This is a genomic window from Tersicoccus sp. Bi-70, from assembly GCF_001968825.1.
GTDB lineage: Bacteria > Actinomycetota > Actinomycetes > Actinomycetales > Micrococcaceae > Tersicoccus.
Genome location: NZ_MIEU01000012.1, coordinates 306054 through 331896, shown reverse-complemented (window position 1 = coordinate 331896; position 25843 = coordinate 306054). Strand labels below are relative to the sequence as shown.

Genomic DNA, 25843 nt, shown 5'->3' with positions numbered 1-25843 from the left:
GACGTTGTTTGCTCCCGACGGACCCACCGCCTAGCGTTCTTCACGACGTCGTACTTGACATAACTCTAACCCTCAACCTGAGGGTTAAGGTCACGGACTTCGGCTTCGTGTCGCACTCGGACCCCGTGCGAGCATGGGAGGCGCAGTCGTGGCCCTGAGCACCGAGGGACCTCACGCGCACCGGTGAGGGACCACCGCAAGGCCAGGCACCGGACCGCTGGGTCCGGCACGGCGAGGAACGAACGAACAAGGGATCGAGAACGTGGCAGCACCTCAGAACTACCTGGCCGTCATCAAGGTCGTCGGGATCGGCGGCGGCGGAGTCAACGCCGTGAACCGGATGATCGAGGTGGGATTGCGCGGTGTCGAGTTCATCGCCATCAACACCGACGCGCAGGCCCTGCTGATGAGCGACGCCGACGTCAAGCTCGACGTCGGGCGGGAGCTGACCCGCGGCCTCGGTGCGGGCGCGGATCCCGAGGTCGGCCGGAAGGCCGCCGAGGACCACGCCGAGGAGATCGAGGAAGTCCTCAAGGGCGCCGACATGGTCTTCGTGACCGCCGGCGAGGGCGGCGGCACCGGCACGGGCGGTGCCCCGGTGGTCGCGCGGATCGCCCGCGGCCTCGGCGCCCTGACCATCGGCGTCGTGACCCGCCCGTTCACGTTCGAGGGCCGTCGCCGCTCGAACCAGGCCGAGTCCGGCATCGACACGCTGCGCGACGAGGTCGACACCCTCATCGTGATCCCGAACGATCGGCTGCTCTCGATCAGCGACCGCAACGTCTCCATGCTCGACGCGTTCCGTTCCGCCGACCAGGTGCTGCTCTCCGGTGTCCAGGGCATCACCGACCTGATCACCACGCCGGGCCTGATCAACCTCGACTTCGCCGACGTCAAGTCGGTCATGCAGGGCGCCGGCTCGGCGCTGATGGGCATCGGCTCGGCCCGCGGTGAGGACCGCGCGGTCAAGGCGGCCGAGCTGGCCATCGCCTCGCCGCTGCTCGAGGCCTCGATCGACGGCGCCTACGGCGTGCTGCTCTCCATCCAGGGTGGCTCCGACCTCGGCCTGTTCGAGATCAACGAGGCCGCCCGCCTGGTCCAGGAGGTCGCACACCCCGAGGCCAACATCATCTTCGGTGCCGTCATCGACGACGCGCTCGGCGACGAAGCCCGTGTCACCGTCATCGCCGCGGGCTTCGACAGCCCCGACAACGACGACGATCGGGCCGCCTCGGCCGCCTACGCCGCGAGCCAGATCGGCGCCGCACCGTCGGGCCCGTCCCGCTCCGCCGGCCAGGGAGCGCAGGGTGGCCAGCACGGCCAGTCCCGGCCCGCCGCCGGCAACCGCCCCGCCCCGTCGCGCCCCTCGGGTCGCCCGGCCGCGCCCGAGCGTCCGGCCCCGGCCGCCGCGCCGAGCAGCCAGAACAGCTACGGCCAGAACGGTCACGGCCAGAACGGCAACGGCTACCGCGACGGTGGCCAGGAGCCGGTCCCGGCCTACGCGCCGGACGGCGTCGGGTCCTCCGCGGCGGGTCAGTACGGTGGGAACCGTTCCTCCGCGCAGGACGACGCGGGATACGACGAGCTCCCGGCCGTCGTCGAGCCGGGCCCCGGTCAGGTCGGGCGCCGCGGTGACGACCTGGACGTGCCGGACTTCCTCAAGTAGTCCGCGCATGTTCCATCACCGCGAGCAGGTCGCGGCCGGCACCTGGGTCGGTTTCACCGACACAGGTGCCGGCAACCTGGCCAGCCGCCTCGGGGGCGACCCCGCGGGGGTGGCCCGCAACCGGGCCGCGCTGCTCGCGGAGATGGGCGTGACCCGCGGGTCACTGCGCTTCATGCATCAGGTGCACGGCACGGCCGTGCATCGTCTCGCGCCCACCGAGGCGCCCGGCGTTCCCGTCGCGGACGCCCTTGTCGACGGTGCGGGCGACAGTGCCCTGGCCGTCCTCGTCGCCGACTGCGTGCCCATCGTCATGGTCGCGGAGCGCCCCGACGGCTCGACCGCGACCGCCGTCGCGCACGCGGGCCGCCGCGGCGCCGCCGGCGGCATCGCGACCGCCACCGTTCGCGCGCTGCAGGCCGACGGCGGCGAGCGGATCCGTGCGTGGCTCGGGCCGGCCATCTGCGGCGCCTGCTACGAGGTCCCCGCCGACATGCGCACCGAGGTCGACGCCGCTCTGCCCGGCTCCGCCTCGACCACGCGCGACGGCACCCCGGGGCTCGACCTCCGCGCCGGTCTCGAGCGGCAGCTGGTCGCCGCCGGGGTCGAGGTCACCGTGGTTCCCGGCTGCACGCGGGAGAGCGAGGGTCTCTTCTCCTACCGTCGCGATCCGGCCACCGGGCGGACCGCGGGCCTGGTCTGGCACACGCCCTCGTGACGGACGTCCCGGAGGCCGACGCCCGCACGGAGGACCTGCGGTCCCGGCTCGCCGCCGTCCACGGGCGCATCGACCGGGCGACGGCGGATGCCGGCCGGGACGACCGGCCCGAGCTCATCGTGGTGACCAAGTTCTTTCCCGTCGAGGACGTGCTGCGCCTCGCCGCGCTCGGCGTCCGTGACGTGGGGGAGAACCGGGACCAGGAGGCCTCCGCCAAGGCCGATGCTGCGGCGGCCGCCGCAGCGGCATCGAATACCGCGGGCGACCTGCGCTGGCACTTCATCGGGCAGCTGCAGAGCAACAAGGCCAGATCCGTGGTGCGGTACGCCCGCAGCGTGCACTCGGTCGACCGGTCCTCCCTCGTCCGCGCGCTCGGCCGGGCGGCCGCCGAACACCGCCCCGCCGACCTCGGTCCGCTCGCCTGCTGGGTGCAGGTGGACCTGTCCTCCGTCGCGGGTGCCGCGGGTGACGGCGGTGGCCGTGGCGGCGCCGACCTGTCGCAGGTCCTGCCCCTCGCCGACGCGATCGCCGCGACCGACGGCTTGACCGTGGCGGGCGTGATGGCGGTGGCGCCGCTCGGCGTGGACCCCGATCCCGCCTTCGCCCGGCTCGCCCGGATCGCCGCCGATCTGCGCGCCGCGCACCCCTCCGCCACCGGCATCTCGGCGGGCATGAGCGCCGACCTGGAGAGCGCCATCGCCCACGGGGCGACACACCTGCGTGTCGGGTCCGATGTTCTCGGCCCGCGTCCGGCCGTGGGGTAGCGTCCTAGACAGCACCCCACCCCAGCTGCCGAGCACGGTTCACAACGAGCACGGTTCACAATGAGCACGGTTCGGACCGGGTGGGTCCACGGATCGACACGCACGACGCACAAGGGAGATGTTCATGGCCGGGACGATGCGGAAGGCAATGGTCTATCTCGGACTTGCCGACGGCGATGAGGACTACGACGCGCCGGCCCCGGTGCAGCGTCAGGAGACCGCCTACGCGGAGCCCGAGCGCGAGACGCGACGGGAGGCCCCGCGCCCCGTCCCCGGCAGCGACGACTACCGTGCGCCGGTCACGCCCATCAAGCGGGCCACGTCGTCTCGCGAGGAGAGCACCGAGTTGCACCAGATCACCACGGTCCACCCCCGCTCGTACAACGACGCGAAGGTCATCGGGGAGAGCTTCCGCGACGGCATCCCGGTCATCATGAACGTCACCGACATGGGAGAGTCCGACGCCAAGCGGCTCGTCGACTTCTCCGCCGGCCTCGTCTTCGGTCTGCACGGCAGCATCGAGCGCGTCACCAGCAAGGTCTTCCTGCTCACCCCGTCCTACGTCGAGGTGCTCGGCGAGGAGAAGAAGCCGCAGGACACCACCGCGGCCGGCTTCTTCAACCAGAGCTGAACCCCCGGACCGTGCACCGGTTCCGCCCCGGCGGACCCGGTAGACTCCACGCGACCGGTACGCGAGCGATGAGGGAAGTGCGGCTGTAGTGAGTCTCGTCTTCGGAGTGATCTACGTCCTCCTCCTGCTGTTCGTGCTGAGCCTGTTCATCCGGCTCGTCTACGACTGGGTGCAGATGTTCGCCCGCGGCTGGCGTCCCACCGGCCCGGCCCTGGTGCTCGCCACGGCCATCTACACGATCACCGACCCGCCGGTGAAGTGGTTGCGGCGCACGATCCCGCCGCTGCGGCTCGGGTCCGTCTCCCTCGATCTCGGGTTCCTCATCCTGCTCCTCGTCACGGGGATCCTGATGAGCATCACGTCCGGCCTGGCCGCTTCCTTCGCCTGACGGCGCGAGCCGCCACCGGTGTCGATCGGTGCCCGCACGGGCCCGTCGCGCCTGCCACCGGGGTTCCGGTCGCTCGCGTACAGTGGTCGGATGGCCGCCGTGTCCACCGGGGTCCTGCTTCGGCGCCCCCGGGCGTCGCGGGTCGGGTCGACACGAGATCGAACATCGAACAAGTGAGGTGACCTGATGGCTCTGACGCCCGAGGACGTTGTCAACAAGCGTTTCCAGCCCACCAAGTTCCGCGAGGGCTACGACCAGGACGAAGTCGACGACTTCCTGGACGAGGTCGTCGTGGAGCTGCGCCGGCTGACCCAGGAGAACGACGAGCTGCGCCAGCGCCTCGCCCGCCACGAGAGCGGCGCGAGCGACGGCGGCACGAGCATCCGTCCGGCGACCGCCGGGGACTCCGCCCCCGGTACTGCTGCCGCCGCGGCCCCGACGACCGGGGACGCCGGCACGGACACCACCGCATCGCCCGCCGTGTCCAGCACGCCGTCCAGCTCGGACGCGACCGACACGACGCCGTCCGGCACGGACGCAGCCGGTACCACGACGTCCGGCACCGACGCAGCCGGTACCACGACGTCCGGTGCGGACGCGGCCGGCACGTCCGCTGACGCCGTCCGCGGCGGCTCCGACACCACGAGCGCCGACACCACGGGCGTCGACGCCACGGGCACCGACGCGACCGACACCCCGACGACCGGCACGCCGGCTCCGGGCGTGGACGCCGCTGCCGACACCGCCGTCCCGGCCACGTCCGCCGCTCCGGTCACCGCCTCCGCCGGCACCACCTCCGCCGGCACCACGCCGACCGCCGACAACGCGGCCGGCCTGCTCGCCATGGCGCAGCGCATCCACGACGAGTACGTCAACTCGGGCATCGAGCAGCGCGACAGCATCATCGCCGAGGCGCAGACCAAGGCCGAGACCATGGTCAGCGACGCCGAGGCGCACCGCACGAAGACCCTGACGGATCTCGAGCACCAGAAGTCGGATCTCGAGCGTCAGGTCGAGCAGCTGCGCGGGTTCGAGCGGGACTACCGCTCGCGCCTGAAGGAGTACATCGAGGGTCAGCTGCACGACCTGCAGAGCACCGGCTCCGTCGAGCACCGCTCCGACAACGTCTGAGTCGGCTCTCCCTGATCCACCACCGGGTCGGGTCCGGCGGCCCGGGATGTCCTGTCCCGTCAGCCGCCGTCCCGGCCGGCGTGCACCCGGCGCGGCCGGTGTCGAGGCGGTCCACCCGCCCCGGCGCCGGCTGCGCCGTCTGCGCATCACCGGTGTGGGTCCCATCAACATCACGAGGAACAGCCCCACCATGATCGACGGCGACGACGCCCGCCCGACCGCTGCCGCGCCGGACACCACCCCCACCCGGCGCCCCGCGGAGCACCATCCGGTCCAGCCCAGCGCCAACCGGGCCAGCGCCGATCAGCCGGGTGCGGACACGTCCGCGGACGCCGCCGGCGGTGATCCGCGCACGGCGGCGGGCGCGGTCGCCCGCCGCCGCCGCACTGGATACGTGGTCCTGCTGCTCGCCTGTGCGGCCTTCGCCTGGGTGTTCGACCAGTCGACGAAGCTCTGGGTGCTCGGCACGATGACCGAGGGGCAGATCACCCCGGTCCTGCCGCCGCTGCTGCGCTGGCACTTCATCCGCAACTCCGGCGCCGCCTTCTCGTTAGGCGAGGGGTACACGTGGGTGTTCACGCTCGTCATGATCGCGGTCGCGCTGTTCGTGCTGGTCGTCCTCCTGCGCCGGGTCGCGTCCTGGTGGTGGGCGATCGCGCTCGGTCTGCTCCTCGGCGGCACCCTCGGCAACCTCACCGACCGGTTGTTCCGGCCCCCGGGCTTCGGCGTCGGCCACGTCGTCGACTTCATCGCCCTGCCCAACTTCGCGATCTTCAACATCGCCGACTCCGCCATCGTGGGCGGCGTCATCACGCTGTGCGTGCTCACCCTGTTCGGCATCGGCATCTCCGGCCAGCGGGAGACGGCGAGCGGCCACGAGGCCGGCGACGAGACCAGGTCCGACGGGGCCACCGCCGACGGGACCACCACCGACGAGAGCACCACCGAGCAGGGCGCGGACACCGGGGACGGGCCGGGACGGCTCCGGTGAGCGCCGAGACGACCCCCACCCCGGTCCGCGTTCCCGCCGACGTCGAGGCCGAACGCGCCGACGCCGTCGTCTCCGGTCTGCTCGGGATCTCCCGTTCGGCGGCCGCGGCTCTCTTCGCGGGGGGCCACATCCGCCGCGGCGGCCATCCGTTGGCCAAGTCGGACCGGCTCACCGGCGGGCAGACCATCGAGGTGACCGTTCCCGAGCGTGACGACACCGCGGCGATCCGGCCCGAGGCGATCGACACCATGGGCATCATCGCCGACACCGAGGACTACGTGGTGGTGGACAAACCGCCCGGGGTCGCCGCGCACCCCTCACCGGGCTGGGTGGGGCCGACCGTGGTCGGCGGGCTGGCCGCGGCCGGTTACCGCATCTCCACCTCCGGGGCGCCCGAGCGGGCCGGCATCGTGCACCGCCTCGACGTCGGCACCTCCGGCGTCATGGTCGTCGCCAAGACCGAGCACGCCTACAGCCGGCTCAAGCGGGCCTTCAAGGAGCGCACGGTCGAGAAGGTCTACCACGCGCTCGTGCAGGGCCTGCCCGACCCGATGGCCGGCACCATCGACGCGCCGATCGGCCGGCACCCCGGGCACGACTGGAAGTTCGCGGTGATCTCCGACGGCCGTCCCTCCGTCACCCACTACGAGATGCTCGAGGCCTTCGGCCGGGCCACCCTGCTCGAGGTGCACCTGGAGACCGGGCGCACCCACCAGATCCGGGTGCACGTCTCCGCGCTGCGCCACCCCTGCGTCGGAGACCTCACGTACGGCGCCGACCCGCGGCTCGCGGCCGAGCTCGGGCTCACGCGGCAGTGGCTGCACGCCCGGCGGCTCGGCTTCGAGGATCCCGGCACCGGTCAGCCGGTCAGCTTCGAGAGTCCGTACGCGCCGGACCTGCAGTACGCCCTGGACGCCCTCCGTGACCACCCGTGAGCCGGCTCGTGCGGTGCTGAGCCGACGATCCCGTCCCGGGCCGCGCACCGGCCGATCCCGCCTCCCGGGACGGAACCCGGAACGCCGCCCGTCGCGTTGCCCGTCTCGCTGCCCGTGCTTCTGCCCGTCTTTGACTCGCTGCGACGGAGCGCCGTGGCGTCGGTGAGCTTCGGGCTCAACCGACGCCGGGTCCGCCGCCAGTACCTGACGGCGGTGCTGGTGTGCGCCGCGGTGCTCGCCGGCTGCATCGTCCTCGCCCTCGTCCTCGGCGAGGAACTCGCGGGGCCGCACCACAGCTCGATCCTCATCATGGCGCTGGGGACCGGCATGTTCTTCTCCGCGATCACGCTCGTCGTGCTGGCCACCCGCCTGTTCGACCTGCGCAGCACGCCCGCCCGCGTCACCGTCGACAGTCGCGGCATCTGGATGGGGGAGACCTACTACTCGTTCACCGACCTGCAGTCCGTGGCCGTCACGCCCGCGGACCGGGGCCGCCCCTCCCGACGGCGCTTCGTCCTCACCCCGCTCGACGAGCACCGGGTCGTCTACCGGCTCGGCGCGGCCGCGACCGACGAGACGATGGAGGCGGACTACCGGCAGTTCGTCCAGGTGCTGACCACCGCCGTCGCGGCGCACCCGAACCTGCCGAGGATCACCTTCCTCGACTGACATGCCCGGGCGATATGAGCGACGAGCGCGGCACCACGAAGCGGTCCGCGAGGGCCACTAGACTGACTCGGTGGCAACCGGTTCCTCCTCGTCGTTCGTCCATCTCCACAACCACACCGAGTACTCGATGCTCGATGGCGCCGCCCGCCTCGACGACCTGTTCGCCGAGGCCAATCGCCAGCAGATGCCGGCGATCGCGACCACCGACCACGGCTATCTCTTCGGTGCCTTCGACTTCTGGAAGAAGGCCACCGACGCCGGCGTCAAACCGATCATCGGCGTCGAGGCCTACGTCACCCCGGGCACCGCCCGCTCGGACCGCACCCGCGTGCGCTGGGGCGACGAGAGCCAGAAGAAGGACGACGTCTCCGCGTCCGGCACGTACACCCACATGACCCTGCTCAGCTACAACAACCAGGGCATGCGCAACCTCTTCCGGGCGTCCTCGATCGCCTCGCTGGACGCCGCGTACGGCAAGTACCCGCGCCTGGACCGCGAGCTGCTGGAGACGTACAGCCCCGGCCTGATCGCCACCACCGGCTGCCCCTCGGGCGAGGTGCTGACGAAGCTGCGGCTCGGCCAGTACGACGCCGCGCGCCAGGCCGCCTCGGACTACCGGGACATCTTCGGCGCCGAGAACTACTACTGCGAGGTCATGGACCACGGCCTCGAGTTCGAGCGACGCACCGTCACGGACCTGCTGCGCCTGGCCAAGGACCTCGGTCTGCCGCTGGTGGCCACCAACGACCTGCACTACACGCACGAGGAGGACGCGAAGGCGCACGAGGCGCTGCTCGCCCTCCAGTCCGGCTCGACGCTGCTCGAGCCCACCTACGACAACGGCGGCAGCCGGTTCGCATTCAGCGGCACCGGGTTCTACCTCAAGAGCGCCGCCGAGATGCGGTCCCTGTTCGCGGAGATGCCCGAGGCGTGCGACAACACGCTGCTCATCGCCGAGCGGTGCGACGTCTCGTTCAACACCGACGCGAACTACATGCCGAAGTTCCCCTGCCCGGACGGCGAGGACGAGACGTCCTGGCTGGTCAAGGAGGTCGACAGCGGCCTGGCGTACCGGTTCCCGGGCGGCATCCCCGAGGCGGTCCGCAAGCAGGCGGACTACGAGCTCGGCGTCATCACCCAGATGGGGTTCCCCGGCTACTTCCTCGTCGTCGCCGACTTCATCAACTGGGCCAAGAACAACGGCATCCGCGTCGGCCCCGGCCGTGGCTCGGGCGCCGGCTCCATGGTCGCGTACGCCCTGCGCATCACCGACCTGGACCCGCTGCGGCACGGCCTGATCTTCGAGCGGTTCCTCAATCCCGAGCGCGTGTCGATGCCCGACTTCGACGTCGACTTCGACGATCGCCGCCGCTCCGAGGTGATCCGCTACGTCACCGAGAAGTACGGCGACGACCGGGTCGCCATGATCGTCACCTACGGCACGATCAAGACGAAGCAGGCGCTCAAGGACTCCGCCCGCGTGCTGGGCCATCCCTTCAGCATGGGGGAGCAGCTCTCCAAGGCGCTGCCGCCCGCGGTGATGGCCAAGGACATCCCGCTCGCCGACATCCACGACCCGCAGGCCAAGCGGTACGGCGAGGCCGGCGAGTTCCGCGAGATGCTGGCCAACGACGCCGCCGCGCAGCAGGTGTTCGACACCGCGCTCGGCCTCGAGGGCCTGAAGCGCCAGTGGGGCGTGCACGCCGCGGGCGTGATCATGTCCTCGGACCCGATCATCGACGTCGTCCCGATCATGCGCCGCGCCCAGGACGGCCAGGTCATCACGCAGTTCGACTACCCCACGTGCGAGGGTCTCGGGCTGATCAAGATGGACTTCCTGGGGCTGCGGAACCTGACGATCATCTCCGACGCCCTGGCGAACGCGAAGCTGAACCGGGACGTCGACATCGACCTGGAGACCCTGGGCGTCGACGACCCGGACGCCTACGACCTGCTGGCCCGCGGCGACACCCTCGGGGTGTTCCAGCTCGACGGCGGCCCGATGCGCGCCCTGCTCAAGCTGATGCGACCCGACAACTTCGAGGACATCTCCGCCGTCATCGCCCTCTACCGGCCCGGGCCGATGGGCGCGAACTCGCACACCAACTACGCGCTGCGCAAGACCGGGGTGCAGGACATCACCCCGATCCACCCGGAGCTGGCCGAGTCGCTCGCCGACATCCTCGACACCACCTACGGCCTGATCGTGTACCAGGAGCAGGTGATGGCGATCGCGCAGAAGGTGGCCGGCTACTCGCTGGGACGCGCCGACATCCTGCGCCGCGCGATGGGCAAGAAGAAGAAGTCCGAGCTGGACAAGCAGTACGCCGGCTTCCACCAGGGCATGCTGGACAACGGATACTCCGAGGCCGCGGTGAAGACGCTGTGGGACATCCTGCTGCCCTTCTCCGACTACGCGTTCAACAAGGCGCACTCCGCCGCCTACGGGCTGGTCGCGTACTGGACGGCGTACCTGAAGGCCCACTTCCCGGCCGAGTACATGGCCGCCCTGCTCACCAGCGTCGGCGACGACAAGGACAAGCTCGCCCTCTACCTGAACGAGTGCCGCCGGATGGGGATAACCGTGCTGCCGCCGGATGTCAACGAGTCGCTGGCCACGTTCACCCCGGTCGGCACCGACATCCGATTCGGCATGGCCGCCGTCCGCAACGTCGGCACCAACGTGGTCGAGGCCATGGTCGCCTCCCGCACCGAGAAGGGCGCCTTCACGTCCTTCAACGACTTCCTCGCCAAGGTCCCAGCCTCGGTGTGCAACAAGCGCACCATCGAGTCGATGATCAAGGCCGGCGCGTTCGACGGCATCGGGGAGGCGCGGCGCGCCCTGGCGATGGTGCACGAGGAGGCGGTGGACCTCGTCATCGACCAGAAGCGCAAGGAGGACGCCAACCAGTTCGACCTCTTCTCCTCGCTCGGCGGCGACGATCCCGAACCCGGTTTCGCCGTGGCGATCCCGGACCTGCCGGAGTGGGAGAAGAAGGACAAGCTGGCGTTCGAGCGGGAGATGCTCGGGCTCTACGTCTCGGACCACCCGCTCGCGGGGCTCGACAAGGTGCTCAGCGAGCACGCCGACACCTCGGTCGAGGCCCTGCTGGCCGACGAGTCCCGCCCGGACGGCTCCAGCGTCACCATCGCCGGCATGATCACCTCCCTGTCCCGCCGGATCGCCAAGACGTCCGGCAACGCGTACGCGCGGGCGGAGATCGAGGACATGTCCGGGTCCATGGAGGTGATGTTCTTCGGCAAGGCCTACGCGCCGATCGCCAACGTGCTGGCCGAGGACCTCATCGTCGTCGTCAAGGGACGCCTGCAGCGGCGCGACGACGGCAGCGTGACCATCAGCGCGCAGGAGCTGTCCGTACCGGACCTCTCCAACGGTGCGCACGGGCCGGTCGAGATCACCCTTGCCTCCCACCGGGCCACCGAGATGCTCCTGACCGAGATGGCCGACGTGCTGCGCAACCACCCGGGCAACTCCGAGGTGCGGCTCAACCTGGTGGGACGGTCCTCGGTCGAGGTGCTGCGCCTGCCGGTGCGGCTGCGGGTCAACCCGGACAACGCGCTGTTCGGGGACCTGAAGGTTCTCCTCGGCGCCAACTGCTTCGAGACGGTGCCCATGGGGGCGAGCGTGCCACGACCCCCGGCGTTCGCCGGAGTCCGCTGACGGGACTGCCCGTCAGCGAACCGGGGATCCGGGGAACGTCCGGTCGCTCAGATCTCGTACTCGAGGTCCCCGGCGAGGTAGTACCGGCCCGAGTGGTAGAGCAGCGGGTCCGTGGCGTCGTCCGCGGCGGAGGCCCCGCCGTCGACGATCCGGGCGACGATCACGGCATTGTTGTCGAACGGGATCCGCGCCTCGATCAGGCCCACGAGCCAGCCGCGCACGCCGTGCAGCACCGGGACACCCTGCGGGCCGAGGTCCCAGTTGTGCTCGTCGAAGCGGTCCCGGGTGCGGGCGAAGCGGTCCGCCAGCGGCTGGTTCGCGACGCCGAGGAAGTGGACGCCCAGGTGCGTGGCGGCCTCGATGGCCGGCCAGGACGACGACGTGAGCGCCATGTTGAACGTCAACCGCGGCGGCTCGGCGGAGAGGGAGGCGACCGACGTGGCGGTGAAACCGTAGGGCACGCCGTCGCGCATCGCCGTGATGATCGCGACGCCGGCGGCATGGCGCCGGAACCCCTCCTTGAACAGGGTCTGCAGCTCCGCGTCGCCGCGGGCGGACGCGATACCGGTCGTGCTGGTTCCGGACGTGGTCATCGATCAACCTCGGGGTCGGGTGCAGGATGGTCTTTCCGCTGCGCCGGACCGGGTCCGGCGCTTTTCACGATACGCCGGACGACCAGGGCCGGAACCCGTTTGCGACCCTCCGTGAACCCGGACGGCGACGTGTCACCGGGTGCGCGCTGACCGGGCGGGCCGGCCGCCCCGCCTACCATGGTGGGGTGAACGACGCCGCTGCTCCCGCCTCCGCCCGCACCACCCTCGACGCCGCGTCCGGCGACGTCGTCCGGGATGACGCCCACGAGGCGACGGGCGGCCCGGTCGCCTTCGCGGTGCAGGATCTGCGGGACTCGGCGGCCACCGGTGCCGACCTGCGGGCGGTGATGCCCCGGGCCGGTGCCATCGCGAAGGACGCGACCGCGACCGTCACCGCCCTGTTCGAGCGGTTCCAGGCGGCGCCCCTGGCCACCGTGCTCGAGATGACCGAGCAGTTCGACGGTGTGTGGCTGGACCACCCGCGCGTCCCGGAGGAGCAGCTGGACGAGGCGCTCGCCCGGCTGGACCCGCAGGTCGAGCAGGCGCTCCGGACGGCGATCGACCGGGTCCGCCGCTTCGCCGAGGCCACCCGGCCGGCGGACACCGAGGTCATGATGGCCGACGGTGCGCGGGTCGCGAATCGCTGGCTGCCCGTCTCCCGGGTGGGGCTGTACGTGCCCGGCGGCCTCGCCGTCTATCCGTCGTCCCTGGTCATGAACGTGGTGCCCGCGCAGGCCGCCGGCGTCACCTCCATCGCCCTCGCCTCCCCGCCGCAGAAGGCCTTCGGCGGCCGGCCGCACCCGACGATCCTCGCGGCGGCCGCGATGCTCGGCATCCGCGAGGTGTACGCGATGGGCGGGGCCCAGGCGGTGGCCGCCTTCGCGTGGGGCCTGCCCGGCGCCGAGCGCGCCGACGGCTCGACCGCGGCCCCGCTGCCGGCCGTGGACGTCATCACCGGGCCCGGCAACGTCTTCGTGGCGACGGCCAAGCGGCTCGTGCGGGGCCGGGTCGGCATCGACTCCGAGGCCGGCACCACCGAGATCGCGATCCTCGCCGACGAGACCGCGGACCCGCGGTTCGTCGCCGCGGACCTGATCAGCCAGGCCGAGCACGACCCCAACGCCGCCTCGGTGCTGATCACGGACTCCGCGGCGCTGGTCGACGCGGTCCGCACGGCGCTGGACGAGCTGGTGCCGGCGACCCGGCACGCCCAGCGGGTGGCGACCGCGCTGGGCGGCCCCCAGTCCGGCGCCCTGCTGGTGCGTGACCTCGACCAGGGAATCGCCGTGTGCGATGCGTACGCCGCCGAACACCTCGAGATCCACACGCGGGACGCCGCCGGTGTCGCCGCCCGCATCCGCAACGCCGGTGCCGTGTTCGTCGGCCCGTGGAGCCCCGTGAGCCTGGGCGACTACTGCGCCGGCTCCAACCACGTGCTGCCCACCGCGGGCACCGCCGCGTACTCGTCCGCGCTGAACACCACCACGTTCCTCAAGGCGGTCCAGTACATCGACTACGGCCGGGAGGGCCTCGCCGAGGTGGCCCCCGTCGTGCGCGCCCTCGCCGACGCCGAGGATCTGCCGGCGCACGGGGACGCGGTCGACATCCGCTTCGCCTGAGGCCGCATCCTCGACCCACTACATGTGGGACGAAATGCTGGTCTCACCACTACATGTGGGATATGCTGATCCCGGTCTCAGCCGGTTCCCACCGGCCGTCCGGGGCCGGATGCCGACGGGTGCGAACGGGGAGGTGCCGGGATGAACTGTCCGTTCTGCCGCTCGGCCGATTCCCGCGTCGTGGACTCGCGGATCGTGGACGAGGGCGCCTCGATCCGCCGTCGCCGGTTGTGCTCGAACTGCGGCAAGCGGTTCTCGACGCTGGAGACCACGAGTCTGACCGTGCTCAAGCGGTCCGGGGTGGCGGAGCCGTTCAGCCGCAACAAGGTGATCTCGGGCGTCCGCAAGGCCTGCCAGGGCCGGCCCGTCACCGAGGACGACCTGGCGATGCTCGCGCAGGAGGTCGAGGAGTCCATCCGCGCCGCGGGTGCCGCCGAGATCGACGCGCACGACGTCGGCCTGGCGATCCTGCGCCCGCTGCAGCGGCTCGACGTGATCGCGTATCTGCGGTTCGCGAGCGTCTACCAGAGCTTCGAGAGCCTGGAGGACTTCGAGCAGGCCATCTCGCTGCTGCGGCACGAGGCGGACGTCGCCGCCGGACAGACCCACTTCGACGAGGCGCTCGCGAGCGTGCTGCCGGAGCGCGAGGAGCCGGCATCGCCGGCGAAGAAGCCGCGGAAGCGGCGCACGTCGGCGGGTACCGCCGACCAGGGCGGATTGTTCTAGCCCTCACCACACGCCGGTGGTGGCCGCGGAGGGGAAGCCACGGCCACCACCGGACTCCACCCGATCGGGTGACACCCCGAGACAGGAGAGGCCCCCGGCGTATGCGCCGGGGGCCTCTCCTCAGGGAAGGTCAGGACTTCGCCCGCTTCTTCGTGTAGTCGAACCGGAGGGCGGCGTGCAGGGCCGCACCGACGATGCCGGCGTTGTTCTTCAGCGTGGCCGGCACGATCTTCGTCTGCAGGTCCAGCTGGGGCAGGAAGTCCTCGCTGCGCTTGGAGATGCCGCCGCCGACGATGAACAGCTCGGGGGAGAAGAGGAACTCGACGTGCGAGAAGTACCGCTGCAGGCGGGGCACGTACTCCTCCCAGCTCAGGCCGTCACGCTCCCGCGCGGTCGCGGAGGCCCGGCTCTCGGCGTCGTACCCGTCGATCTCCAGGTGACCCAGCTCCGCGTTCGGCACGAGCTTGCCGTCCATGATGTACGCCGAGCCGATGCCGGTGCCCAGGGTGATGACGAGGACGACCCCGAGCTGGCCCTTGCCGGCGCCGTACTGCGCCTCGGCCAGGCCCGCGCCGTCCGCGTCGTTGAGCACCTCGACGGGCCGCTTGAGCTTCTCGGTCATCAGCTTGTCCACGTCGGTGCCGATCCAGCTCTGGTCGACGTTCGCGGCGGACCGGGCGACGCCGTTCTTGATGATGGCCGGGAAGGTGATGCCGACCGGCGCGTCGGGCTCGGGGCCCTCGGGGCGGCCGGTCAGTTCGGCGACGACCTCGGTGACGACGTCGGCGACGGCCTCGGGCGTGGACGGGCTGGGCGTCGGGATGCGGAAGCGTTCCCCGATCAGCGTGCCCTTGGCCAGGTCGACGATGCCGCCCTTGATACCGGTGCCGCCGATGTCGATGCCGATGACCGGTCCACTGAACCGGTGATGGCTCGGGGCGGCCGCAGCGCGCGCGGCATCCTTCTCGGTCTTCTCCGCCCGCTTGCGGGCCTGCTTGATCGCCTTCTCGGCGTCGTCGTCATGCGACACGTGATGCTCCATCGGATCGGGTGCGGCCGTGGTGCCGACCACCGGCCGGCGTGCTTTCCCTATCATGCCTGCTCAGCGGGCCGGAGGCGATCCGGGGGCCGCGGTGGGCGATCGACACCCCGGCCGGGGCGGTGTCCGGGTCAGGAGAGGGTGAGGATGTCCGCGCCGGTCTCGGTGACGACGAGGGTGTGCTCGAACTGGGCGGTGCGGCGGTGGTCCTTCGTGACCACGGTCCAGCCGTCGTCCCACATGTCCCACGCGATGGTGCCGAGGGTGAGCATCGGCTCGATCGTGAAGGTCAGGCCCGGCTCCATCACCTGCGAGTAGGACGGCGCCGCGTCGTAGTGGGGGATGATGAGCCCGCTGTGGAAGGCCTCGCCCACGCCGTGACCGGTGAAGTCGCGCACCACGCCGTAGCCGAAGCGACGGGCATAGGACTCGATGGCCCGGCCGATCACGTTGATCTGGCGGCCCGGCTTGACGACCGTGATGGCCCGCCGCAGGCACTCCTCGGTGCGCTCGACCAGCAGCCGGGACTCCTCGTCGACGTCGCCCACGAGGAACGTCCGGTTCAGGTCCCCGTGCACCCCGTCCTTGTAGGCGGTGATGTCGATGTTGATGATGTCGCCGTCGGCCAGCACCGTGCTGTCCGGGATGCCGTGGCAGATCACCTCGTTGACCGAGGTGCAGATCGACTTGGTGAAGCCCTGGTAGTGCAGCGTCGACGGGTACGCGCCGTGCGCGACCATGAACTCGTGGCCGATCCGGTCCAGCTCGTCCGTCGTCACGCCGGGCGCGATGGCCTCCGCGACCGCGTCGATCGCCTGCGAGGCGATGCGCCCGGCCGCGCGGATCCGCTCGACCACCTCGGGCGTCTTCACGTCCGAGGCGGTGACCCGCTCGGGCCCGGTGCGGCCGACGTACTCCGGCCGCGGGATCGAAGCGGGCACGGTGCGGATGGGGCTGAGCGTGCCCGGAACGAGGGAGCCGACGGGCGCGGTGGACGGGGTGGAGAGCATCTGCTGATCCTATCGACAACCGCGCCCGCAGCCTGCGCTCAGCGTTCTCGCACGCGCTCGGCGAACTGGTCGGCGCGGGCGATCAGCCCGTCGATCTGACGCGCGACGACGGCGGCCGGATCGGGGTGCATGTCTCCCTCCGGCGGGGCCACCCGCACGTTGGCGCTGCAGGCGAAGTCGGCGCAGATCAGGGTGCCGACCGTGTTGCCGTTCCGCCCTGCGGCACCGGCCCGGCGGGCGACCCACAGCAGGACGTCGTTGGTGGCCTCCACCGAGCGGCACAGCTCGCACAGCACGGCGCGGTTCTTCCGTGCGCCGCCGGCCGGTGCGCGCAGGAGCACCGAGACGAGCCGGTCCCCGGTGGTGCGCAGCGTCAGGTAGCCGCGCAGCGGCATCTTCGGGTCGCGCCAGCCGAGGACGTCGAGGGTGTCCCAGGCCAGCTGGTCGAAGCCGGGCGGAAGGGTGAGTCGTGCCGCCTCGGAGCGGCTGGCGTTGATGAAGGACGATCGGATCTGGGCAGGGGTGACGGGACGCATGGCGGTCTCTTCCGGGGTGACGGCGGAGCCCCGCCGGGCGCGCGGCAGCACGGTGGCCGGGCGCGACGACGGGGAACGGGGACGGGAAGGTGCGTCTGCCGTGGCCGGTGAGGCCGGTGCGGGCAACGACGTGCCGGGCACCGCTCACGGGCGAGGGAGCTGGGACCGCCGCGGGTGGACCGGGTCGGGTCAGCGGGAGAGGGCAGACGAGAGCGGGTGCGGGCAGCAGGCCATGACGGCCACCCCGCATCCCGGAGCGGTGGGCTCGTGACCCGGTCGCATCCACGTCTCCTCGAGAAGAATCCTTCGATCGCCGGTGTCGCACGGCGATCCGGCGGTGCCGCGGCGTCCGGCTGGAGCCGGCACCGAAGCCGTTCCATCATGCCAAGGGCCCCCGGCCGTGTCCACCGCGATGGCCCGTCATCAGCCGGCCCGGACGCACGCCGCCCACGCCGTGGCCGCCGCCGGGCCGGAGAACGGCCGTCCCGGCGACGGTCACCACGCGGGCGAGACCGTCACGGCTCCTCGTGCAGCGCGCCCGCCAGCCGAGAGAAGACCCGCAGCAGCACGCCGGCCTCCTCGTCGTCGATCCGGTCGAGGACCAGGTCGGTGACGTCGCGGAAGTGCAGGGCGGCCGCCCGGCGGAACAGGTGCCGGCCCTCCTCGGTCAGCACCGCCTCGGCGCCACGCCGGTCGCCCGGAGCGGCGCAGCGCTCGACGAGACCGCGCTGTTCCAGGGTGCGCACCTGGTAGCTGAGCCGGGAGGGGGAGAAGACCATCCGGCCCGCCAGCTCGCCCATCCGCATCCGGTGGTCCGGCGCCTCCGTGAGGACGAGCAGCAGGTTGTAGTCGGCCAGGTGCAGGCCCGTGTCCGCGCGCAGCGACCGCTCCAGCCGGTCCTGCAGGACGGCCGTCGTCTCGAAGTAGGCCCGCCAGGCCTGCCCCTTCCGGTTCGACCGGCCGCCGCCGGGGACGGCGCTCGGCGGCGGTGCGTCCGGAGACGCGTCCGACCGCGCGTCGTCAGCGGCCGCCACCGAGGAGCTGGTCAAACGGGATCACCTCCAGCGGCTTCGCCTCGCCGGAGCTACGCCGTGCCCGCGCCGGCAGCCGGCCGACCACGGAGGCCAGTTCCGTCCCGGCCGCCTCGATCCGCGACTGCAGGGGTGCGGTGCGGGCGGACGCCTGGCCTCCCTCGACCTCGCCCCAGTCGTCCGAGGCGGCGTACACCGCCGACGGCATGATGCGGGTGCGCAGGTAGGAGAACAGCGGCCGCATCGCGCTGTCGACCATGAGGGAGTGACGGGGGGTGCCACCCGTGGCGCCGAGCAGGACCGGGACGCCGCGCAGCGCGTCGTCGTCCACCAGATCCCAGAAGGACTTGAACAGGCCCGAGTAGCCGGCCTTGAAGGTGGGGGAGACGGTAATGACGGCGTCCGCCTGCTCAACCTCGTCCAGGGCGGACTGCAGCGCCGCCGAGCGGGACGGATTGACCATCGCCTCGGCGATGTCGACGGCGATCAGCCGCAGCTCGACGACGTGCACCTCGGGCACGATCCCGTCGGCGGACAGCGCGTCCGTCGCTGCGGTGGTCAGCCGGTCGGCCAGCTGCCGGGACGACGACGGGTCGCCCAGACCGCCGGAGACCACGACGAGGTGGCGCGCCTGCGGGGTGAAGGGGTCGGTGGCCTCGCCGCCGAACGACGCCGGCCCGCCGGTGATGTCGGGGATCCCGGTCATGGCTCAGGCTCCCGCCGCGGCGGTCGCGGTGGCCTTCGCCGCGCGCTCGCGGGCGTCGGCGAAGGCCTGCGACCCCTCGGCGCCGCCGGGAATCGGATCCTCGCCGCGCTCGTGGCGCTCGACCAGGAACGCGTGGGTCGGAGCGTCGGGCACATCGGCGGGCTTGAGGGCGTCGAACTCCTTCCGCAGCACGGGCAGCACCTCCTCGCCGAAGATGTCGATCTGCTCGAGCACGGTGTCGGTCGGCAGGCCGGCGTGGTCGATGAGGAACATCTGCCGCTGGTAGTCGCCGACCCAGTCCCGGAAGCCCAGGGTCCGCTCGATGACCTGCTGCGGGGACCCGACGGTCAGCGGCGTCATCGTCGAGAAGTCCTCCAGGGACGGGCCGTGGCCGTAGACCGGGGCGTTGTCGAAGTAGGGGCGGAACCGTGTGACCGCGTCCTGCGAGTTCTTCGCCATGAACGCCTGGCCGCCCAGGCCGACGTAGGCCTGGTGCGCCTTGCCGTGGCCGTAGTACTCGTAGCGCTGCCGGTAGAGCTGCACCATCGCGATGATGTGCTCCTTGTTCCAGAAGATGTTGTTGTGGAAGAACCCGTCGCCGTAGTAGGCGGCCTGCTCGGCGATCTCGGGCGAGCGGATCGAGCCGTGCCAGACGAACGGGGCGACGCCGTCGAGCGGCTGGGGCGTCAGGGTGAAGTCCTGCAGCGGGGTGCGGAACCGGCCCGTCCAGTCGACGTGCTGCTCGTGCCAGAGCCGGTACAGCAGGTTGTAGTTCTCGACCGCGAGGTTGATGCCCTGCCGGATGTCCTTGCCGAACCACGGGTAGACCGGGCCGGTGTTGCCGCGGCCCATGGTCAGGTCCACGCGGCCGTCGGCCAGGTGCTGCAGGTAGGAGTAGTCCTCGGCCAGGCGGACGGGGTCCATGGTCGTGATCAGGGTCGTCGCCGTCGAGAGGGTCAGCGTGTCCGTCTGCGCCGCCAGGTAGGCCAGCAGGGTGGGCGGGTTGCCCGGCGCGACGAACGGCGGATTGTGGTGCTGGCCCGTGGCGAAGACCTCGAAGCCGGCCTGCTCGGCGTGCTTCGCGATCGTGACGGTGTCCTTGATGCGCTGGTTCTCGGTGGGGGTCTTCCCGGTGGTGGGGTCCGTGGTGATGTCGCCGATGGTGAAGATGCCGAACTGCATGACCACTCCTGAGGTCTCGTCGTGCGATTAGTTCAAATTTGAATCACTTGTGTCAACGCACCCGCGGCCGATCTATTCCCGGCTCTATTCCCGGCGCCGCCTAGCATGGAGTCCCGGGCCACGACCGCGGCCCGCCACCTGCGACTACGGAGGAGTCCGGTCATGGCCGACTACTGGTACAACGTCAACACCCACCAGGTCGAGAAGGGCGCGCAGTCCGACTACACGCAGCTCCTCGGCCCCTACGAGACGGAGGCGGAGGCCCAGCAGGCGCCCGCGAAGGTCAAGGCCAACAACGACGCCTGGGACGCCGGCGAGGACGACTGACACGGACGTCCGCCGCCTCCGGGAGCGCGGCGAACGGACCGGCGCGGGCGACCAGTAGAGTGGCAACGATCGCCCCGTCGTCGTCAGGAAGGGCCCGATGGACCGCCAGCAGGAATTCGTCCTCCGCACCATCGAGGAGCGCGACGTGCGCTTCGTTCGACTGTGGTTCACCGACGTCGTCGGCACCCTGAAGTCGGTCGCGCTCGCCCCCGCCGAGGTGGAGGGCGCCTTCGAGGAGGGCCTCGGGTTCGACGGCTCCTCGATCGAGGGCCTGGCCCGGATCTACGAGTCGGACATGCTGCTCGTCCCGGACCCGTCGACGTTCCAGATCCTGCCGTGGCGTGGTGAGACGGAGAAGACGTCCCGGATGTTCTGCGACATCCGCACCTCCGACCGCGAGCCCTCCGCCGCGGATCCGCGGCACGTGCTCAAGCGGACCCTCGCGAAGGCCGCCGACCTCGGCTTCACCTGCTACACGCACCCCGAGGCCGAGTTCTACCTGCTCGAGTCCGACCAGGTCGGCCCGGACGGCGAGCCGGTGCCCGTGGACCGCGCCGGGTACTTCGACCACGTCCCCGGTGGCGTGGCCCAGGACTTCCGCCGCACCGCGGTGACCATGCTCGAGTCGGTCGGCATCTCGGTGGAGTTCAGCCACCACGAGGCCGGCCCGGGCCAGAACGAGATCGACCTGCGGTACGCCGACGCGCTGCAGACGGCGGACAACATCATGACCTTCCGCACCGTCGTGAAGGAGGTCGCCCTGATGAGCGGCACCTATGCGACCTTCATGCCCAAGCCGTTCTCGGCGCACCCGGGCTCGGGCATGCACACGCACTTCTCCCTGTTCGAGGGCGACTCCAACGCCTTCTACGAGGCCGGCGCCCAGTTCCAGCTCTCCCGCACGGGCCGTCAGTTCATGGCCGGGGTGCTCAAGCACGCTCCGGAGTTCACCGCGGTCACCAACCAGTACGTCAACTCCTACAAGCGGCTGTGGGGCGGCGGCGAGGCGCCCAGCTACCTCTCCTGGGGCCACAACAACCGCTCCGCCCTGATCCGCATCCCGCTCTACAAGCCGGAGAAGGGCCAGGCCGCGCGCCTCGAGTATCGCGGCATGGACTCGGCGGCCAACCCGTACCTCGCGTACGCGTGCATCCTCGGCGCGGGGCTGAAGGGCATCGAGGAGGGCTACGACCTGCCGCCGGCCGCCGAGGAGGACATCTCCGCCCTGAGCACGGCCGAGCGCCGGGTGATGGGTCACGACCCGCTGCCGTCCAGTCTGCACGACGCGATCCGCTCCATGGAGGAATCCGAGCTGGTCGCCGAGATCCTCGGCGAGCAGGTGTTCGAGCACTTCCTGCGGAACAAGCGCGAGGAGTGGAACGAGTACCGCCGCCAGGTGACGGACTGGGAGCTGGAACGGCATCTGAGCGTGCTCTGAGGACGACGATGAGCCTGACCCGGCAGCTGATCAGCGGCGGCTTCGCCGACCTGGAGAAGTCCGCGCGGTTCCTCGACGCCCCCGAACTGGCCACCGTCGACCGGGAGCGGCTGCTCTCCGACCTCGCCCAGGCCGCCGACCCGGACCTGGCGCTGCAGTCGCTGGTCCGTCTGCTGGCGCTGCAGCCCCAGCTCCGCACCCTGCTCGACGGACCGCCGTCGGCCACCTTCCCGCTGTTCCGGCTGCTCGGGGCGTCCGAGGCCCTGGCGGAGTTCCTGATGCGCCGGCCCGAGCACCTGGACGTGCTCAGCACCCGGCTCGCCCCCGAACCCGAGGCGGTGCCCGCCGCTCGCCTGCGCGCCGCCCTGATGGCCGCCGTCGACGCCGATCCGGAGGCCCCGACACCCGTGGCCGGCCGCACCGGCCCGGACGCGTGGGTGGCCCTGCGCGTGGCCTACCGGCGGTTGCTGACCGATCTGGTGATCCGCGACGTGTGCGCGCTCGACCCGCTCGCGTGGCTGCCCGCCGTCGGTGCGGAACTGGCGGACCTGGCCGCGGCCGCCCTCGACGCGGCGCTCGCGGTCTCCCGCGCGGAGGCGGCCACGACCCACGACCCGGACGACATCGCCGCTGTCCGGCTCTGCATCATCGCGATGGGCAAGTGCGGGGCCCGAGAGCTGAACTACGTCTCCGACGTCGACGTCATCCACGTCATCGACACCGTCCAGCAGCCCGACACCGTCCAGCAGCCCGCGGGCGCCGGGCTGTCCGACGAGACCGCCGTGACCATCGGCACCGCCCTGGCCGCCGGCGTCGCCCGCGTGATCTCGGCGTCCGCGCCCGAGCCGGCCCTGTGGGAGGTCGACGCGAACCTGCGGCCGGAGGGGCGCGAGGGGCCGCTCGTGCGCACGCTCGCCTCGCACGTGGCCTACTACCAGCGGTGGGCGCAGAACTGGGAGTTCCAGGCCCTGCTCAAGGCCCGGCCCGCCGCGGGGGACCTGGAGCTCGGTGAGCGGTACCGGGCGGCACTGGCGCCGCTGGTGTGGGCCAGCAGCGAGCGGGCGGGGTTCGTCGAGTCCGTCCAGGCGATGCGCCGGCGGGTCAGTGAGAACATCCCGGCCCGGGACCGGGAGCGGCAGATCAAGCTTGGTGCCGGGGGACTGCGGGACGTCGAGTTCAGCGTCCAGCTGCTCCAGCTGGTGCACGGCAAGGTCGACGAGTCGGTGCGGGTGTCCACCACGACGGCGGCGATCGACGCGCTGGCCGCGGCCGGCTACATCGGCCGGGCGGACGCGCGGGAGATGGGCCATCACTACCGGTTCCTGCGTCTGCTCGAGCACCGCATCCAGCTCGTCCGGTTACGGCGCACGCACCTGATGCCCGAGAGCAGCCACGCCCGGCGCGCGCTGGCGAAGGCGGTGCTCGCGCCCGACGAGCCGGTCCGGCCCGCTCCGGAGGCCCTGATGGCCGAGTGGGCGCGCGTGAAGCGGGACGTGCGGGCTCTGCACGAGCGCATCTTCTACCGGCCGCTGCTCAACACCGCCGCCCATCTGAGCGCCGACGACGTCCGGCTCAGCCCCGAGGCGGCGCAGGCACGCCTGGCGGCGCTGGGGTACGGGGATCCGCGCGGGGCGATGCGGCACATCGAGGCCCTCACGGCGGGTGTCAGCCGGCGCGCGGCGCTGCAGCGGCAACTGCTGCCGGTGCTGCTCGGCTGGCTGGCCGACGGCGTCGATCCGGACGCGGGCCTGCTCGGTTTCCGCCGCGTCTCCGAGGCGCTCGGGACCAGCCCGTGGTACCTCGGCCTGCTGCGTGACTCCAGTTCCGCCGCCGAACGACTCTGCCACGTGCTCTCCAGCTCTCGGCTGATCACCGACCTGCTCGAGGTCGAGCCCGAGGCGGTCGCCTGGTTCGGCAACGAGGACGAGCTGCGGCCGGTGCCGTTCGCCGCGCAGTGGGCCGAGATCCGGTCGAAGATGTCCCGGCATGCCAGTGCCGACGCGCAGATCCGGCTGGTGCGCCTGACCCGGCGCCGGGAGATCCTTCGCACCGCGATCTGCGACGCCGGCGGCCTGCTGGACCAGGCGGCGGTCGGTCGTGCCCTGGCCGACGCGGACCGGGCCGCGGTGCTCGGTGCGCTGCACATCGCCGAGCGCGAGGTGTTCGGCGACCCGCGGGACCGGCCGGAGCCGCCGACCGACGTCCTCATTGTCGGCATGGGCCGACAGGGCGGGCGCGAGATCGGCTACGGCTCGGACATGGACGTGCTCTACGTGCACGACCCCCGCCCGGGCGCGGATCCGGCGGAGGCCAGGAAGGCCGCCGAGACCATCGTCGCCCGGCTCGGGGTCCTGCTGCAGCAGCGGTGCACCCCGCCGGTGCTGGCCGAACGGCCCCTCACCCTGGACGCCGCCCTGCGGCCCGAGGGGCGGCAGGGGCCCCTGGTGCGCACGCTCTCCTCCTACCGCGAGTACTACCAGCGGTGGGCCGACACGTGGGAGGCGCAGGCCCTGCTCCGCGCCCGTCCGCTCGCCGGGGATGACGGCCTGGCCGACCGCTTCATCGAGCTGATCGACCCGGTCCGCTACCCGGCCAGGCTCGACCCGGCCGCGGTGCGCGAGGTGCGGCGGATCAAGGCGCGCGTCGAGGCGGAGCGACTGCCGCGCGGCGCCGACCCGTCCCGGCACGTCAAGCTCGGGCGCGGGGGACTGAGCGACGTCGAGTGGCTCGTCCAGCTGCTCCAACTCCAGCACGCCGGCGCCGTCCCCGCCCTGCGGACGACGTCGACGCTGGACGCCCTGCACGCGGCGGTCGACGCCGACCTCCTGCCCGCCGAGGACGCCGAGGTGCTCGAGGAGAGCTGGCTCCTGGCCAGCCGGGTGCGGTGCGGGACCATCATCTGGTCCGGGCGAGCCTCGGACGTCCTGCCGTCCGACCGGCGCGCCCTCGAGGCGGTCGCCCGCTGGTGCGGATATCCCGCCGGCTCCGCCGCCCGGCTGGAGGAGGACTACCTCCGGCTGACCCGGCGCGCGCGGGCGATCTTCGAACGCCACTTCTACGAGACCTGAGCGGCTCCCGGCGGATCGGTGTGGGGGTCCGCGGGTCCCCGCACGATCACGAGCAGGCCGGCGCCGGTCGGCACCACCGCCTGCGTGACGCCGGGGGTCGCGTCGACGAGCTCACGGAACTCCTGGACCTGCTCGGCGTGGGAGAGCACGTTGTCGACGACGAGCGTGCCCCCGTCGGGGCGGAGGCCGGCGAACAGCCGTGGCCAGTAGTCGACGTAGGCGGGTCGTTCGGCGTCGAGCAGCACGACGTCCCACGGCCCGGACTCGCGCCGCAGCCAGCCGCCCGCGTCGGCGGTGACGAGGTCCACCCGATCCGCCAGGCCGGTGCGGTGCAGGTGCTCACGGGCGGCCTCGGTGCGGGCGACGTCGACGTCGAGGCTGGTCACGCGTCCGCCGGTGGCGCGCACGGCGTCGGCCAGCCACAGGGTCGAGTACCCCACGGACGTCCCGATCTCGAGCACGCGCCGCGCGCGGGCGCTGCGGACCAGGGCGGAGAGGACCGCAGCCGAGTCCGGCTCGAGGCACCGGTAGCGCATCAGTCGATCGTCCAGGCCGGCGTCGTGGGCGGTCACGGCGCCGTGCAGGTCCGCCAGATAGGCGGTGAGACGAGGATCCACGTCACGAGCGTACGTCGATCGCTCGTCAACGATGGTTGACTTCCGTTCGGCTCGTCAACTAGCGTTGACGGCATGGAGGTGGATCGATTGAGAACGTTGGTGGATTCGATGAGCGACGACGGCGATCCGACGACTGCGCTGTTCGCCGCGGCGGAGGCCCGGAAGGAACTGGATCGCACCGAGGCCGCCCTGGTGCGCCGCGCGCGCCTGCAGGGCATGACGTGGGAGATGATCGCCGTCTCACTCGGCGTCAGCAAGCAGGCCGTGCACAAGAGGTACGGGAAGGTCTAGCGTCAGGACGAGCAACGGCGACGGCCGCGCACCCGGGCGGGTGCGCGGCCGTCGCCGTGCGTGGAGCGGTGGTCGTCGGACCCGGTGC

The 25843-nt window shown here is 71.8% G+C and carries 24 protein-coding genes; 16 read left to right on the top strand and 8 right to left on the bottom strand.

Going from position 1 to position 25843, the window contains the following annotated elements; genetic code table 11:
- The first annotated feature begins 262 nt into the window (after positions 1–262).
- The 10 genes from ftsZ (at position 263) to dnaE (ending at position 11572) form a co-directional block, all read left to right on the top strand.
- On the top strand, positions 263–1666 hold the full coding sequence (ftsZ, locus tag BGP79_RS10620; protein WP_076695255.1) for a cell division protein FtsZ: 1404 nt from the start codon (positions 263–265) through the stop codon (positions 1664–1666).
- Positions 1667–1673: 7 nt separating this feature from the next.
- Positions 1674–2381: a polyphenol oxidase family protein gene (locus BGP79_RS10615; protein WP_076695253.1), complete on the top strand. Its 708-nt coding sequence runs from the start codon at positions 1674–1676 to the stop codon at positions 2379–2381.
- A complete protein-coding gene (locus tag BGP79_RS10610; protein WP_076695251.1) occupies positions 2378–3145 on the top strand; it encodes a YggS family pyridoxal phosphate enzyme in 768 nt (255 codons plus the stop codon). Before BGP79_RS10615 ends, BGP79_RS10610 begins: the two co-directional genes overlap by 4 nt.
- A gap of 124 nt (positions 3146–3269) precedes the next feature.
- Positions 3270–3776, top strand: a complete 507-nt coding sequence (locus BGP79_RS10605; RefSeq protein ID WP_076695397.1) for a cell division protein SepF — start codon at positions 3270–3272, stop codon at positions 3774–3776.
- 88 nt (positions 3777–3864) lie between these two features.
- Entirely contained in the window at positions 3865–4164 is a 300-nt protein-coding gene (locus BGP79_RS10600) for a YggT family protein (RefSeq protein ID WP_076695249.1), read from the top strand.
- Positions 4165–4350: 186 nt separating this feature from the next.
- Positions 4351–5295, top strand: a complete 945-nt coding sequence (locus BGP79_RS10595) for a DivIVA domain-containing protein (protein ID WP_076695248.1) — start codon at positions 4351–4353, stop codon at positions 5293–5295.
- A gap of 394 nt (positions 5296–5689) precedes the next feature.
- Positions 5690–6286: a signal peptidase II gene (gene lspA, locus BGP79_RS10590; protein WP_233121414.1), complete on the top strand. Its 597-nt coding sequence runs from the start codon at positions 5690–5692 to the stop codon at positions 6284–6286.
- Positions 6283–7221, top strand: a complete 939-nt coding sequence (locus BGP79_RS10585) for an RluA family pseudouridine synthase (protein WP_076695245.1) — start codon at positions 6283–6285, stop codon at positions 7219–7221. Before lspA ends, BGP79_RS10585 begins: the two co-directional genes overlap by 4 nt.
- Positions 7222–7374: 153 nt before the next feature.
- Positions 7375–7890: a hypothetical protein gene (locus BGP79_RS10580; RefSeq protein WP_076695242.1), complete on the top strand. Its 516-nt coding sequence runs from the start codon at positions 7375–7377 to the stop codon at positions 7888–7890.
- A gap of 70 nt (positions 7891–7960) precedes the next feature.
- The gene (gene dnaE, locus BGP79_RS10575) at positions 7961–11572 is read left to right on the top strand and encodes a DNA polymerase III subunit alpha (RefSeq protein ID WP_076695240.1); all 3612 of its coding nucleotides are present in this window, start codon (positions 7961–7963) and stop codon (positions 11570–11572) included.
- Positions 11573–11619: 47 nt separating this feature from the next.
- On the opposite strand, the gene BGP79_RS10570 is transcribed toward dnaE, so the two are convergent.
- The gene (locus tag BGP79_RS10570; RefSeq protein ID WP_083701794.1) at positions 11620–12165 is read right to left on the bottom strand and encodes a flavin reductase family protein; all 546 of its coding nucleotides are present in this window, start codon (positions 12163–12165) and stop codon (positions 11620–11622) included.
- A gap of 296 nt (positions 12166–12461) precedes the next feature.
- On the opposite strand from BGP79_RS10570, the gene hisD reads away from it, so the two are divergent.
- Both hisD and nrdR read left to right on the top strand, forming a co-directional pair.
- The gene (gene hisD, locus BGP79_RS10565) at positions 12462–13784 is read left to right on the top strand and encodes a histidinol dehydrogenase (RefSeq protein WP_076695393.1); all 1323 of its coding nucleotides are present in this window, start codon (positions 12462–12464) and stop codon (positions 13782–13784) included.
- 141 nt (positions 13785–13925) lie between these two features.
- Positions 13926–14510 (top strand): transcriptional regulator NrdR, encoded by a 585-nt coding sequence (nrdR, locus tag BGP79_RS10560; RefSeq protein WP_083701792.1) that lies wholly within the window; start codon positions 13926–13928, stop codon positions 14508–14510.
- Positions 14511–14640: 130 nt separating this feature from the next.
- Here the strand turns inward: nrdR and ppgK are convergent, their stop codons facing one another.
- From ppgK to BGP79_RS10530, 6 genes are all read right to left on the bottom strand, one after another.
- On the bottom strand, positions 14641–15417 hold the full coding sequence (gene ppgK / locus BGP79_RS10555; protein WP_076695391.1) for a polyphosphate--glucose phosphotransferase: 777 nt from the start codon (positions 15415–15417) through the stop codon (positions 14641–14643).
- Positions 15418–15680: 263 nt separating this feature from the next.
- Positions 15681–16559, bottom strand: a complete 879-nt coding sequence (gene map, locus BGP79_RS10550) for a type I methionyl aminopeptidase (protein ID WP_076695238.1) — start codon at positions 16557–16559, stop codon at positions 15681–15683.
- 38 nt (positions 16560–16597) lie between these two features.
- Positions 16598–17095 carry an FBP domain-containing protein gene (locus BGP79_RS10545; RefSeq protein ID WP_076695388.1) on the bottom strand — a complete coding sequence of 166 codons (498 nt, stop codon included), beginning with the start codon at positions 17093–17095 and terminating at the stop codon, positions 16598–16600.
- Positions 17096–17610: 515 nt separating this feature from the next.
- Positions 17611–18144, bottom strand: a complete 534-nt coding sequence (locus BGP79_RS10540; protein ID WP_233121392.1) for a MarR family winged helix-turn-helix transcriptional regulator — start codon at positions 18142–18144, stop codon at positions 17611–17613.
- Positions 18116–18832 (bottom strand): FMN reductase, encoded by a 717-nt coding sequence (locus BGP79_RS10535; RefSeq protein ID WP_083701790.1) that lies wholly within the window; start codon positions 18830–18832, stop codon positions 18116–18118. Before BGP79_RS10535 ends, BGP79_RS10540 begins: the two co-directional genes overlap by 29 nt.
- A gap of 3 nt (positions 18833–18835) precedes the next feature.
- On the bottom strand, positions 18836–20014 hold the full coding sequence (locus BGP79_RS10530; protein ID WP_076695236.1) for an LLM class flavin-dependent oxidoreductase: 1179 nt from the start codon (positions 20012–20014) through the stop codon (positions 18836–18838).
- Positions 20015–20176: 162 nt separating this feature from the next.
- On the opposite strand from BGP79_RS10530, the gene BGP79_RS16455 reads away from it, so the two are divergent.
- From BGP79_RS16455 to BGP79_RS10520, 3 genes are all read left to right on the top strand, one after another.
- Complete coding sequence (locus BGP79_RS16455) at positions 20177–20341, top strand: SPOR domain-containing protein (protein ID WP_143588376.1); 165 nt, start codon at positions 20177–20179, stop codon at positions 20339–20341.
- A 97-nt stretch (positions 20342–20438) separates the two neighbouring features.
- Positions 20439–21779: a type I glutamate--ammonia ligase gene (gene glnA, locus BGP79_RS10525; protein ID WP_076695234.1), complete on the top strand. Its 1341-nt coding sequence runs from the start codon at positions 20439–20441 to the stop codon at positions 21777–21779.
- A gap of 8 nt (positions 21780–21787) precedes the next feature.
- Positions 21788–24847, top strand: a complete 3060-nt coding sequence (locus BGP79_RS10520; protein ID WP_076695232.1) for a bifunctional [glutamine synthetase] adenylyltransferase/[glutamine synthetase]-adenylyl-L-tyrosine phosphorylase — start codon at positions 21788–21790, stop codon at positions 24845–24847.
- On the opposite strand, the gene BGP79_RS10515 is transcribed toward BGP79_RS10520, so the two are convergent.
- Positions 24835–25464, bottom strand: coding sequence for an O-methyltransferase (locus BGP79_RS10515; RefSeq protein ID WP_076695230.1), 630 nt, complete (start codon positions 25462–25464; stop codon positions 24835–24837). The two genes, BGP79_RS10520 and BGP79_RS10515, sit on opposite strands and share 13 nt — an antisense overlap.
- 108 nt (positions 25465–25572) lie before the next feature.
- On the opposite strand from BGP79_RS10515, the gene BGP79_RS10510 reads away from it, so the two are divergent.
- Entirely contained in the window at positions 25573–25755 is a 183-nt protein-coding gene (locus tag BGP79_RS10510; protein WP_369800186.1) for an AsnC family protein, read from the top strand.
- Positions 25756–25843 lie beyond the last annotated feature (88 nt).

Coding starts and splice junctions, on each gene's coding strand:
- BGP79_RS10615 (WP_076695253.1), top strand. CDS start 1,674: ATGTTCCATCACCGCGAGCAGGTCGCGGCCGGCACCTGGGTCGGTTTC.
- BGP79_RS10605 (WP_076695397.1), top strand. CDS start 3,270: ATGGCCGGGACGATGCGGAAGGCAATGGTCTATCTCGGACTTGCCGAC.
- BGP79_RS10595 (WP_076695248.1), top strand. CDS start 4,351: ATGGCTCTGACGCCCGAGGACGTTGTCAACAAGCGTTTCCAGCCCACC.
- BGP79_RS10570 (WP_083701794.1), bottom strand. CDS start 12,165: ATGACCACGTCCGGAACCAGCACGACCGGTATCGCGTCCGCCCGCGGC.
- nrdR (WP_083701792.1), top strand. CDS start 13,926: ATGAACTGTCCGTTCTGCCGCTCGGCCGATTCCCGCGTCGTGGACTCG.
- map (WP_076695238.1), bottom strand. CDS start 16,559: ATGCTCTCCACCCCGTCCACCGCGCCCGTCGGCTCCCTCGTTCCGGGC.
- BGP79_RS10545 (WP_076695388.1), bottom strand. CDS start 17,095: ATGCGTCCCGTCACCCCTGCCCAGATCCGATCGTCCTTCATCAACGCC.
- BGP79_RS10535 (WP_083701790.1), bottom strand. CDS start 18,832: ATGACCGGGATCCCCGACATCACCGGCGGGCCGGCGTCGTTCGGCGGC.
- BGP79_RS10530 (WP_076695236.1), bottom strand. CDS start 20,014: ATGCAGTTCGGCATCTTCACCATCGGCGACATCACCACGGACCCCACC.
- BGP79_RS16455 (WP_143588376.1), top strand. CDS start 20,177: ATGGCCGACTACTGGTACAACGTCAACACCCACCAGGTCGAGAAGGGC.
- glnA (WP_076695234.1), top strand. CDS start 20,439: ATGGACCGCCAGCAGGAATTCGTCCTCCGCACCATCGAGGAGCGCGAC.
- BGP79_RS10520 (WP_076695232.1), top strand. CDS start 21,788: ATGAGCCTGACCCGGCAGCTGATCAGCGGCGGCTTCGCCGACCTGGAG.
- BGP79_RS10510 (WP_369800186.1), top strand. CDS start 25,573: ATGAGCGACGACGGCGATCCGACGACTGCGCTGTTCGCCGCGGCGGAG.